Annotated in this window: 7 protein-coding genes; all 7 read right to left on the reverse strand. The window is 58.9% G+C overall.

Features of this window, described 5'->3' with window-relative positions; translation table 11 throughout:
* Nucleotides 1-933 (reverse strand): sugar-binding domain-containing protein (locus QM649_RS19130; RefSeq protein ID WP_415200679.1); only part of this gene is annotated, 933 nt, incomplete at its 3' end.
* A 159-nt stretch (nt 934-1,092) separates the two neighbouring features.
* Entirely contained in the window at nt 1,093-1,722 is a 630-nt protein-coding gene (locus QM649_RS19135) for a response regulator (protein WP_415200680.1), read from the reverse strand.
* Nucleotides 1,719-4,661, reverse strand: a complete 2,943-nt coding sequence (locus QM649_RS19140) for a two-component regulator propeller domain-containing protein (protein ID WP_415200681.1) — start codon at nt 4,659-4,661, stop codon at nt 1,719-1,721. The genes QM649_RS19135 and QM649_RS19140 overlap by 4 nt, the downstream gene beginning before the upstream one ends.
* Nucleotides 4,662-4,832: 171 nt before the next feature.
* Nucleotides 4,833-8,159, reverse strand: a complete 3,327-nt coding sequence (locus QM649_RS19145) for a carboxypeptidase regulatory-like domain-containing protein (RefSeq protein WP_415200682.1) — start codon at nt 8,157-8,159, stop codon at nt 4,833-4,835.
* A 386-nt stretch (nt 8,160-8,545) separates the two neighbouring features.
* Entirely contained in the window at nt 8,546-11,746 is a 3,201-nt protein-coding gene (locus QM649_RS19150; protein WP_415200683.1) for a TonB-dependent receptor domain-containing protein, read from the reverse strand.
* Nucleotides 11,747-12,078: 332 nt separating this feature from the next.
* The gene (locus QM649_RS19155) at nt 12,079-12,858 is read right to left on the reverse strand and encodes a hypothetical protein (protein WP_415200684.1); all 780 of its coding nucleotides are present in this window, start codon (nt 12,856-12,858) and stop codon (nt 12,079-12,081) included.
* Nucleotides 12,859-13,005: 147 nt separating this feature from the next.
* Nucleotides 13,006-13,205: hypothetical protein (locus tag QM649_RS19160; RefSeq protein WP_415200685.1), on the reverse strand; the 200-nt coding region annotated here is incomplete at its 5' end.

The following is a 13,205-nucleotide window of genomic DNA, read 5'->3' on the forward strand; positions in this document are numbered from 1 at the left end:
GAGCAATGGCCTGCTTACCGTCATGGCCTGCGTTAAGGCAATGGAGCCTTCCGCTGCAACTTCTGTTTCCTTCTCCGCACTGGCGACAATGCTTCCATCGGGATGCTGTAGTTCCAGCCTCACCGCTGCACGTTTTGTGGAGCGAGAGGCATTCGCGACATCGACCTGAACCTGCACGGTGGCTTCACGCTTTGAGACCGCTGGATAGGTCACAAAAATTCCGCCGCCCGCAGGCTTATTCGCAGCGATTGGATCGCTGATGTGCAGAGAATTCGCAATCTCAAGCCGCACGCCGCGATAGAGACCGCCGAAGTAAACGAAATCGAGTTGGTTCTGCGGCTTTCCCGGAGGCACTTCGGGATTGTCCTTGTTGTTCAGCCGCACGGTGAGCGCGTGACTGCGCCCACTCTCGAAGTCCAATCGCTGTGAGAGGTCGAGGACGAATGGAAGATATCCGCCGTAATGCGTTGTCAGGTGATGCCCGTCGAGCCACACATCCGCCACGGACATGGCTGCTTCGAAGATGAGCTGGACAACGCGGCCGCGCCACTCCGGCTTCGCAATCAGCTGTTTCTGATACCAGCACACTCCCTGAAAATTCTCGCCGCCACCAGCATCGAGCGGCTCAAGCCTCACGCTATGCGGCAATACGACACTTTCCCATCCGGCATCATCCGGTGGAGTCAGATCGCTGCCGCTTTCCGGAGATGGAAGCCCATGCACACTCCCGTCTGCTCGCGCGAATCGCCATTCCTGATCGAAGCGAAGTACTTCCCGGTAGCGCGGCGGCATCGGCCAGCGACTCTGCGATGCAGGTGCGCTCTCTGCATCCTGGCCAGCGAAGATGGCGGGTGGCTGGGCAACACGGATCAGCGCAAGCCCTGCTCCCGCAGCGGCTCCGGAACTAAGAAAATCTCTGCGTGAAACAGACATGAATACGATTCCTGCGTCGGTGAATGGCCCGAGGTCAATGCACTTGATCTGCCTGAAGAGTCATCGCTCTGCAGCCGCATCCGCAACGTTACGCGAGGAAGTGAGCCGCGTGTATCCGCCAAAAGTCGAACCAGCTGGGGATTCGCGACGTGGCTGATTTCACAGATGAGCCAATCCACGCTGGAGAGCCGCGATAACCGCCTGCGTACGGTCGGTCACGTTGAGCCGCATCAGGATTACGCTCACGTGCGCCTTTACCGTGGCCTCCTTGATGGAGAGGATCGTAGCGATCTCGCGATTGCTCTTTCCGCGCACGAGCAGCCCCAGCACCTCTCGTTCGCGTGCGCTCAATTCACCGTCGGGCATACGCGAGGCCAGGGCGCGTGCCACCGGCGCAGGCACAAAGCGTCCACCTGCTTTCACCTTGCGGATCGCATCGATCAGCGCCTCATGCGGCATGCCCTTGATGAGATAGCCGCGCGCTCCGGCTTCGAGCGCCTGGTGGATGTCCTCGTCTCCCTCATACGTCGTCAGCACAATAAACCTGGCCCACGGCGCAAAACCGTGAATCTCACGGATGGCCTCGACACCGCTGCGATCGGGTAGACGCAGGTCCATCAACGTAATCTCGGGCCGGTGCTCGCGAAACAGTGCGACTGCCTCGGATGCGGTTCCCGCCTGTGCGACCACATGCATGTCATTGCGCGCGGCAATGATGGCCGCCACACCATAGCGCATGATCGGGTGGTCGTCGACGACCAGAACACTTGTTCGCGCTATCTCGGTCATACCTTCATTTCCTCCCGCACCCGCACCCGCGCCAGCGACTGCCATGGGACGCTGAGCCGGACGATGGTTCCTGCTCCCGGCGAACTCTCCCAGTGAATCTCACCCTGCAGGCGTTCGATTCGTTCCCGCATGCCTGCGATGCCATAATGCGGCTTGCCATCGTCCGGCATCGCCCCTGGATCGAAGCCGACACCATCGTCCCGTATCACCGCTTCCATGTGTCCCGTGCTCCTTCCGAAAAGGAAGCTTCCCTGTGCATCGAGCTCGATCCATACCTGAGCTGGATGTCCGTGCATGACCGCGTTGTACATGGCTTCACGAACGACCATCAAGATCTCATGCGCAGCGGATCGCGAAATCAGGAATGCCGAGCCCTGCTTGCGGCAGGAGATCGGCACGCCGAACTCACGGCTTGTGTGCTCGGCCATGGACTCGATTGCCGCGGCGATGTCCTGCTTCGGTTCTTCTCCGTGACGAAGATTCCATACTGCCTGCCGAGCTTCGTCAATCGTGGTGCGGACCTGTGTTCGCGCATGGTCCAGCAGATCCTGCTGCAGCGCCGGCCCCTCGCGCTCGAGCGAAGAGATGGCTTCCAGCAGCGCCGAAATACTCGTGCATCCCTGGATGACAGTATCGTGCATCTCTCTCGCCAGGCGGCTTCGCTCCGCAAGCACGGCACGAAAGCGCAGCTCCAGGGATCGCATCCTCCATCGATAGGAGAGCAGTGCCAATACCCCGGCCATCACTACGCAGAGAGAGAGGAACCACCAGCTCGCGTAGAAATGCGGCGGTTTGCGAAAGACGAGCGAGGTCTCGGATGCAGATGCCGGGTTATTCCAGGGAAAGGCCACAACGCGGAAGACATACCGTCCCGCGGGAAGATTGGTATACGCCGCGACACGCGTGCTTCCCGCATAGGTCCACTGCTTGTCAAAAGGCTCCAGACGATAGCGGAAATGCGCGCCGCCCTGCGCACGCAGCGAGAGCGGAGAATAGCTGAATTCCAACCGAGATGTATCCGCGGGAATCTTGTGCAGCGCGCTCGCCGGCATCACCTGACCGTCCACGGTTACATCCGTGAGCACCACTGCCGGCGCTTCCAGACGAGGCGCCGGTTCGGGCACGATGTGTAACGCACCTTTGCTGCTGGGGAACCACAAGCCGCCATCACGATCCACACAACCGGCCGGCTGCCTGCCACCGTACATCTGCGCGCCGCTGGCATCGAAGGGCATGCCGTAGGTGGTCACAGGCAACTGCACACCGTTGTCCGATTGCGTGTCCGGCTGCGTGGCGTCGAAGGCCGCAAGCGGGATCGACGAAATCGAATCCGGACTGCTGACCCACAGCTGCGCGAAGCGATCTTCCAGCAGCTGATAGACGCTGTTACTGGTGAGTCCCTGCGCGGTGGTGAAGTGCTCGAGTTTTCCGCCGCGATAGCGGAAGATGCCGTGATCCCTTGTGCCAAACCAGATCGTCCCGGAGTGATCCTGCAGAATCGACCAGATCTTTTCCTTCGCCAGCGCCCGCGTCGCTTCATTCTGCGTAAACTGCCCGGCGGTCCAGCAGCTCAGGCCCTGCTCCGTGCCAATCCAGATGCGGCCGTCGCGGTCCTCGATCAACGAACGCGTGCTGAAGTAGGCGAGCCCATCCCGCATGCGGTAAATATGCGCATGACCACCGGCGATGCGTGTTACGCCTTCATCGGTCGCAATCCATATCGCATGGTCGCGGCTCTCGAGGAAGCCGCGCACGAAGTTGTTCGACAGGCTCTCCGGTGCGGAATAGTGCGCGACGCCTTCCGCGGAGATCCGGTATGCGCCGCTGCCATCGCTACCGATCCACAACCCTCCTTCGCGATCGCGAAAGACATTGCGAACCGGAACCCCGGCGATCTGCGGGAAGCGATAGCTGGAAGCCTGCGACTGGCGAATGGCATAGACCTGCGAGGCGGCCACCCAGACCGTACCCTCCGGGTCCCATGAGATCGTCTCAAAATCCGGATCGGACCCGCCCGGCAGAGGGACTACACCCACGGGCGTTCGACTCAGCCGGGTGAGGCCATCCTGCGTTCCGATCCACATCTGGTGCGCGTTGTCTGTCGCCAGGCTCAGCACTGTTTTACTGGGTAGAAGGCCGTCTCCCGCCACACTCTGAAGAGCGCCATGGCTGTAAAGAAAGAGGCCATGGCCAATCGTTCCGATCCACAGCGTGGCGTCGTCCATCTCGCGCAATGTCCGCACTGTCGCATGCAGCCCCGGCAGAGCCTCGAAGCGCCCGTTCCTGAGCCGCTGCAGCCCGCTGACTGTGCCCACCCATACAGTACCGTCAGAGGTCTCGACAATGCTCTTCACGCGGTTCTGGCTGTAAGCACCCTGCAGCCGGTACGCATGCACCTGGCCACCAGAGAACATCAGCAGCCGCGAGCCTCCTACCCAGACGCGATGTTCGCGATCTTCATAGATGGCATGCACAGCCAGCGAAAGCGTTACCTGCGAGGTGTCCACGCGTACCGCGCGGTCGTGCTCTATGCGAAAGAGGCCATTGTCTGTACCGACCCAAAGCCTGCCCGCGCTGTCTTCCATGACGCTGCGCACGAAACTGTCCGTCAGACCCTGCTCCGGCCCATAGTTGTGAAAGCTCCCGCGATCCAGATGCACAAGGCCGCCGCCTTCGGTGCCGAACCACAGGCTTCCGTCTTTTACCGCCGCGAGACAGAAGACGCTGTTTTCGGAGATACCCGGACTCGTGCTGCGGCTATAGGTGACGAAGCGCGAGCCGTCGAAGCGCACCAGGCCGCCGGTCGTTCCGATCCAGAGATAGCCCTGCGGCGCCTGCTGTACCGCCTGCACGGTCTCTTCCGGAAGACCGTCCTGCACGTGCCATACGCGCTGCGTGTAGAGCAGGCGCGGGCTTGTGCTCTGTCCATGTGCAACCACACTCCCGAGAGCAAGCAGGACTATCACCCATGCCAGCACCCTCAGGCTGTTTCGTGTCGAATGATCCCTGCCCATGCGTATGACGCTGATGATAGACCCCGAATCGCATGCTTCCCATCCAGACAAAGAGGCCCGGGCCGTGAGACCCGGGCTCCAAGGAGGCACTACAACTCAAAAGGTCAGCTTCAGCGCCATCTGCCCGATACGTGCCGGCTCCGAACCGGTGGACGTGATTTTGCCCTCACTACCGCCTACGTTGCCCAGCGTCGGGTCATAGGAGATCTGGTTGGTCGAGTTTGGCGCTGCGAAGCTCGGCTGGTTGAAGGCATTGAACATCTCCCAGCGGAATTGCAGGTTATAGCGCTCGCGGAAGGCGAAGTTCTTGAACAGGCCAGCATCGGTATAGGTCAACGGAGGAGCCTGCATCAGGTTCTTGCCGCTATCGCCGAAGGTTCCGGGCTGGTTCTCCACAAACGCATTCGCGTTGTAGTAGTTGTTAATCCAGTTCGACTTCCCACCTCTGCGCACCTGAAGGCCCTGACCGGCAACCCGATCTGCGCGATCTTCATACTGCAGCGCCTCGGACTCGTTGGCGCCGAAGCCGCCACTTACCGAGAAGGGGAAACCAGACTGCGCCGTGGTGATGAGACTTACTTCCCAGCTGCCGAGCACCTGCCGCAGCAGACCGTTATGTCCCTGCAACCCCGGAGTGGTGTAAGTCAGGTTGCCCACCCAGCGCACCGGCACGTTCTCGCTCGAGATACCGTGGCTCCATGCGAGGTTGAAGGGATCGCCGAGTTGGTTGGTCCCGAAGCTGATGTTTGCCGAGGAGGCCAGATCCTGCGTCTTCGCCCAGCTGAAGTTGGTCTGGAACTGCAGATTGTGGCTGAGACGCCGTTCGAGACTCACCTGCAATGCGTGATAGTTCGCCGTGCCATAGCTCAGCATGTCCAGAATCTCGCCGAACTGGGAATACAGGCTGCGTGCCCCCGCGCTTGCGTAGATACCGGGATTGCGATCGAGGATGAACGGCGCGTGATAGGTCTCACTGCCCACGTAGGCCAGACGCAGCACCATCGTCTGCCCTATTTGTTGTTCCAGAGTTACATTCCAGCTTTGGGTCGTGCCGAGTTTGAAGCCGGGATCGATCGTGGCCGGGATGCTCAGCCCGGAGGTGAAGGCCACATCGGATGCAGGCTTGTAGGAGGTAGACGCAAAGGGTGGGAACGGGCTCACGCCACCCGTGCCGGAGAAGCCCGACCACGGAGCGGCAAAGTCCAGCGGTGTAGTGCTTGTGCCGTAAAGGCTGTAGGTCGGGGCAAAGGGCGCGTTGTCTGCCGTGTGGTTGTAATCGGAATAGATCATCGGCGAAGTGAACAAGCCGAAGCCCGCATGCACCGAGGTGTGCGGCAGGCTGCGCGGCTGCCACGCTACACCGATGCGCGGCTCCCAGTATCCATACGTCGTACGCATCAGCCCATCACCGATGCCCGCATCGCCCGGAAAGACCAGGCCGACCGGAGCATTCGGATAGACCGTACTCTGTTGACCGGGCACGAAGGTGGCTGCGCGGCCGTTCACGATCTGCGGCGGAATGTTCGGATCCCAGCGGAGTCCTGCTGTCAGCGTCAGGTTCGGCCGGAGGCGATACTCATCCTGCGCAAAGAAGCCCGGCTGCCAGCCATGGACCGCCGCAATCTCGCCAGCACCCTGTACATAGGAAGACAGATCGCCGAGCAGATAATCCGCCAGACCTACGCCCGTGTATTCACCGCTGAAATCGAGGATCGGCGCGGCCGGATACTGCGTCTGCTCCGCTGCCGACTGGTGCTGGACATCCGCGCCAAACGAGAGTGTGTGCGTGCCAATCGTCTTTGTGAACTGATCGTAGAGTCCATACGTAGTGCGGCCTTCCGAAGAAGGTTCATAGTAGCCTACGTTGAATCCGTCGCCGCCCACCGAGAATCCCTCCACGTAGCATTGTCCCGGCAGCTCGGTGACGTCGATGTAGTTCGACCAGCAGAAGGGCTGGCCTTCCTTGGTATCTGCCTGCGCGCCGTTCACCGCGTTCATCTGTGTCCAGAAAGCGGAAAGAACATTGACCGTCGAAGGCGAGATCGTCCATGTGTAGTTCAGCGTCTCGTTGTAATAGCGCTCATTGATGGCGAAGTCATAGGTCCAGTTATTGTTCATCGCCAGGATGTTCCCCGGCACATCGCCCGAAGGCTGGATGAAACTGTTCACGAAGCTACGCAGCGAGAGCCGGTGGTTCGGGTTGATGTCGTAATCCAGACGCGCCGTGCCTTCATCGAACTGATTGATGAACGCAGGCGAGGTGTAATAGGTGAGGCCGTCCGCCTGCTGCCCCAGCGGCAATGCATCTGCCGCGACTTTCAATGCAATTGCGTTGTAGAGGCTCGGATCGATCTGGTTCGGTACGCCGTTCACCATGTGGAAAGGTGCAGGCAGCGTCTCCTGCCCGTTCGTCGAGTAGGAACTGAAGTCGCCGTTCAGCATGGCCTGCGTCGGCAGATATGAGGACAACGACGTCGAGGCCGAAGCATTCCGGGTGCCCTGATAATTCGCAAAGACGAACAGCTTGTTCTTGACGATCGGCGCTCCCGCATAGCCGCCAAACTGGTTCTGGTGCAGCGGATTCACTTCATGCGAGAACCAGTCTTTAGCGTTGAAAGCCTTGTCGCGATAGAAGTCGAAGACTCCGCCATGAATTTCGTTGGAACCGGACTTGGTCTGGATGCTCACCACAGCGCCGGGAGCAAATCCATACGCAGCATTGAAGTTGTTGGTGATGACACGGAACTCCTGTGTTGCATCGGCATTGGGAAACGGGGCCGGCAGTCCGAGGTAGGTATCCATATTCGGCACGCCATCAAGCAGGAAATATGTGCTGCCCTGCGTGCCACCGTTCGCGGAGACAGTGGTTTCCGTCGGAAAGGAGAAGCCGGTCTGCGAATAGGTATTCCCGCCTGAGGTCATGCCCGGCGCCAGATAAACCAGCGTCGAAGGGGAGCGTCCGTTGAGCGGCAGCTGCGAGACAGAGGTCGAATCGATCGTCTGGCCCAGAGAACCGCTGGTGGTGTTCAGCAACTCGGCATTCGCCGTGACTGTGACCGTCTGCTGCACGTCGCCGGTCTTGAGCGTGACATCCTGCGTAGCAGGTGTATCCACCGTGATGGTGATGCCCTGCTGCAGGTAGCTCTGAAAGCCGGGAGCCTGCACAGACAGCGTGTATGCTCCGGGCGGAAGCGGTGCCACGCGATAGGTTCCGAGCGCGGAGCTCTTTGACGTCAGCGTTAACCCTGTTTCTACGCTCTTCACCGTGACCGTCGCTCCGGGAATCGCGGCCCCCGTTGGATCGATGATCTGTCCGTTGAGGCTTGCTCCTACTGCCTGCGCAAATACCGATCCAGCCATGCCACATAGCAGCATGCAGACCAGCAGCACCGGCAGAATATATCTGCACCAGTTCCTAACCATTCCACTGCCCTCCGTAATCGCGGGCGTCCCACCCATACATATCTGTGATAGGGATAGGATCGCTGTCCCGGCTGAGAGCCAGATCGCTCTATCCGGGTTCCGCGAAAGACTCTATGCGCTGGCATCAACGGCCCGAATCCGCCAAAAGTAGAATCGCGAGAAATTAGGCGAACATCAGTGTGCCGGATGCAGCGATGGCGTCATGAGAACAAATGAGGCTTGAAGAAAGAGTTCCGTGCCACTCCACAAGCTGGATCTGGCTGTCGGATTGTGTTTGCCTGCAAAAAATTACCCCGATGCGAGCTCTCTCCGAGCCGCTCATCGGGGTAGGCTTTCATTGCTTCTCGGTGTGTATGCTCATGCGCAGACTTTGCGCTTGTCCAGTTTCAGAAGTTGAACTTTCCGACCAGCTGAGCGTAGAAGGGTTCACCCGGTGAAACACCCGGGCCTCCCGAGCCACCGATAGTCCCGGTGATTTCGCCCACCGCGCTGCTGGCGAGGCTCGTGGTTGGCGACGCCAGATTCAGATGGTTGTAAAGGTTGTTCAGTTCAGCGCGGAACTGGAAGTTGTAACGTTCGCTGATCCGCACATCTTTGACTACAGACAGGTCGATATCCGCATAGCCGGGGCCGCGGAGCTGGTTACGCTGCTCGCTGCCGAAGGTGCCGTTCGCCGGTACGGAAAAGCTGTCTGCGATCGCGGTGGGGCTGAGATATGCCACGTATCCGCTCTTATACGGACTGGTGGATTTCACCACGGCGTGAGAGCGGCCTACGAGAGGATTGCCTGCGGCGATGCGATTTGCGTACTGTGTTCCGTCACCGCTGCCGGTGTTGTCGGTGTATGTGATCGTGAATGGCTGGCCGGAATGAAAGTTGAAACCTGTGCTCAGAGACCAGCCGCCAACCAGCCTGCGAGGTCCATGTGCCAGCGCAGGAATTACGTATGTTGCATAACCGGTGAACACATTGCTCTGGTCGATATCCGCGGTCGCGTAAAAGCGGCTGAGCGGCATGTAGTTGGGAATCAGCGTGGCCGAAGTGAAGTAGTCGAGGTTGTGGCTCCAGGTGTAAGCCGCCTGCCCTGCAAGACCATGGAACTGCGATGTGCGAACCACGGCCTGCAAGGAGTTGTAGTTCGATGAAGTATTCGTGGCGAGATCTGTGATCTTGCCATACGAAGGGAACTCCGCAGCATAAGGACGCGTGCTCTGCTCCGTGTTGCCGGTGCTGTTGAGCGCAGAGGGATTCAGGTCTACCTTCCCTATCTGGTTGCGGCCTTGTGTGCCTACATAGGCAAGCTGAAAGACGCCTGAATTTCCAAGGCTCTTTTCAAGCTGTAGATAGTAGTTATAGTTCTTTGGTGTCTTCCAGGTCTGGCTTGGCGTATAGATAGAAAGAATCGATGCGGCGCTGCCCGAAGCGTAGTAATTCACTCCATATTCGATCGGCGTAGAGACGACCCCATTCACGGTAGGCAGAGTGATAGCGCTGACCGGATCATTTCCGCCGGGATTCGATTGAATTCCTCCGGAGGAAAAGAAGTTATCCGTAGAAGGCGTGTCGTAATAAATGCCGGCGCCTGCGCGGACCACGACTCCAGCTCTCGGCTGGTAAGAAAATCCCACGCGCGGCCCGAACGGGGTCTTGTATGCGGGATAGAGCGAGCTGATCCCATCGCCCACATACACGACGCCGCCCTTCGACTGAACAAAGGCAGAGATATTGCCATTGTTGTTGTAGTAAGGCCCCTGGTATTCGTAACGAAGCCCGGCGTTTATTTCAAGCTTCGGTGTCAGCTTCCAGCTGTCTGAGGCATAGATGGCCCAGGTGTTCAGGAGCACCAGGCGATCCTGATTGCCGAGCGTAATGCCTGCAGCATCGATGCGCCCGGAGAGGAAGTCCGCAAGTGCTTTGGCATTGGAGTCGACGCTGACGGCTGCACTCTGCCCCTGCGGCACCACTGTGGTATCTGCGTACCATGGATCGGTGGAGGCAGATACAGTTGTAAGTGAGCCGCGCGAGTTATAGAAGTAGAAGGCATCCGTATGCACTCTGCGATACTCGCCTCCAAAGCGGAGCTGATGTTTTCCCGCTGACCAGCTTGCGTTGTCCGTTATGTGCCCGGTCGTCGAGTTACGGCCTTCCGGCGGGTTGTCCCCGATCGTATCGAAGCCGGTGATGGTGATAAGCGGTGCTCCGAGGAATTCTGATCCAGTGACAAAGCCAACGCTCGCCGGATCCTGGTTATGTTCGTAGTCGAAGAAGCGCTGTAAGAACGAGCTCGCACCCAGCAGCAACTGGTTGGTGAACGCCGGCGTGAAGATATGGTTGTAGACGACGTTAAAGTTCTGCACGTGCATCGGCGCCACTTCGTAGTAGGGCTTCAGATATCCGCCTGAGCCATTCTGCCCGGTCTGGTTTCCTTCACCGATGTACCAATGGCCAGACAAGGTGTTTTTCGAATTGAAGGTGTGATCCAGCTTCACGAGAAAATTGTCACTGTATCCGGTCGAGTTCGCCTCGGAGCCAGACGGCTGGAAATTATTGACCTGCGCGAGGGGATTCGAAAGCGCATTCGCTGGCCACAGATATTGCAGGAGTGCCGACGTGACCGCATTCGCAGCTACACCGTGTGCAGCCAGCAAGCCATTCGCCTCCGCCTGATATGCGGTTCCAGGTTCGGTCGTCGAGCCAATCGGCAGAAACCCGAATTGTTGTTTTTCAAACGCGAGGAAATAGAAGGTGCGGTCCTTCGCGATGGGACCGCCGATCGATCCGCCCCAGAGCCCGTTGCGATTCTCTGGTGTGCCGTACCCCTCGGGCAGAAAGGGATTGGCGACCGAAAGCGCTTCATGCCGGAGAAAGTAATAGGCATCGCCGTGTATTTGATTCGTACCGGACTTGAGAATTGTATTGACTGTGCCTGCAGGGCTGCGTCCAACGTCTGAGTCCGATGCAGACTGAAAAGAGATTTCTGCCAACGCATCGATGGGAAGAAGCGAACCGGAGATAGAGCCGAGGCCTCCCTCATTCGATCCATTCCGGTTATGCCACGCGTCGTTGTTATCTGTGCCGTCCACCTCGTAATTGATTCCCAACTGACGTGTCCCGTTGATCGAGCCATTCCCCTGATTGGAGCTACCGGAATAACCGGGGATATATGCGTTGGCGTCAAGGAAGTCTCCAGAGTGAAATGGAATCTGCTGCAGAGCCTTACCGGGCAGGGTCGTGGTGTTGGTCGAGGTCTCGGTATCGAGTGAATTTGTTGCTGAGGTAACCTCGACGGTCGTATCCGCACTCGCCACTTGAGCACTCAATGGCAGTCCATGAACGGCACCTGCGTCCACACGAACGTTGTTGATCCGGATCGCGCGAAATCCAGGCGCAGAGACAGTCACGCTGTAGTCTCCCGGAGGCAGATCGGTGAAGTGATATTCACCCGCTGCGCTGGTGCGAGTAAGGTGAGCGACCCCGGTCGATTGCTCTGTGGCCGTGATGTCGATATTCGCGATCACTGCGCCGGCGCGGTCCGTCAGGCTTCCGGTAATGCCTCCACGAAAGTTCTGTGCCTGCATGACAGGCATGGACAGTCCTGCGAGAAGAGCCAGTGAGAGTATGGGTAGTCGGCGACGCTGCATAGTGCCTCCAGAAAGATGAAATCGTCGAGCTACTCGCGCTGACGAACGCAGCGGCAGTAACTCCGACACCTCCCGGATATCCGGGAGATAGATGGTGTGGGGTCAGAAATGTCGGGCCTGGTTCCAGGAGCGGGAGGCGTGATGCCTTACACCGTTCAACAAGAAGAGCGACGACACGCGAGTGCGCGTCGGATGCGACACGGACAGAACAAATGACTGCAGATTGTCAGCGTTCCTGTCACGGTGCTTCTCCTTGAGCGGTCTTACGCTGCTTCAGTTCACTGCGGAATTGAAGTTACGGCCGGATGCGTTGCACTCGGCGGCGGAGGCAAGGGCGCCAGCTGCGAATGTCCCCGTTCGCCATCGCGTCCGATCGGCCCGGGGCCCGGCTGCTGATGCGGTCCATCGACATTGTTTTCCGTGCACGCATATTCCTGAACCTGATCCTGCGCTTCTCCCAATAACCACGTGCGTTGATAGTGAATCGGGCGCGTATAGTCTTTGGGATCGATCACTGTGAGCTCCAGATGAAGATGCCCGATATCGGGACGCGTCCATCGCTCGATCAGGTGTTGAGTGTCACTATGTGGATTGGCATTGTCATCGGCCCACGTACGTTCACTCTTGAAAGCGACTGCATCGACAATCAGAGTGTTTCCTTCCCATCGGCCTGCTTCGTCGCCAAAGAAAGATGGATCTGGATCGTCCTCATGCTTTCGCCCATCCGTCGGCACGATGCGATACGTGGTTGTCCAGTAGAGGAATGCAATCTGACCTTCACCCTGCACAATTTGAAAAGGCAGGCCCGAAGTGTCCTGGCGTGGCAGCCCCGCAACTATGCAGCGTGCCACCGGATCTACCGTCTCGCGCACATTATGCAAGTGCGCCGCTTTCCCCGCTGCAGTGAACGGCAGCGAATATCCCGGCAGGTCTTTACCCAGATTGCCCACGGGTCTGTCCGCCGCGTCGCGTGCCGGTATCCAATAACCTGAAAGATCCACATGGCCACCTGACTGCGGCGCAGGGCCACGTGGCACGTCAGCCTCGTTGCGGGTCACCGGGGCATTCGCCTGCGCAGCCTCCGTGGGGATGCCCTCCCAACTCTGCGCGCCTGCATGCCCGGCTGCCGCCAGCAGTGCCATCCCTATCATCAGGTGGCGAGACTTCCTAGGCAGCCGGGGCATGAATATTCGACCGATCATCTGTTACTGACCACCATGACTGTGCGATGGAGTCTCCACAATCTGCGAACGAGGTTGCGCGGCGAGGCTTTCCTCGTCGGGCGTGTAGCACGGCGTAATCGTGCAGGGCCGTTCGTTCGTCTTGGTGGTGCCGAGATAGTTGTGGTTGAAGTCCGCTGCCGCCGGCACCAGATAAAAGGTAACGGTCTGAGCAAAATACGTCT

Source organism: Silvibacterium sp. (genome assembly GCF_047605705.1).
Taxonomy (GTDB): domain Bacteria; phylum Acidobacteriota; class Terriglobia; order Terriglobales; family Acidobacteriaceae; genus Silvibacterium.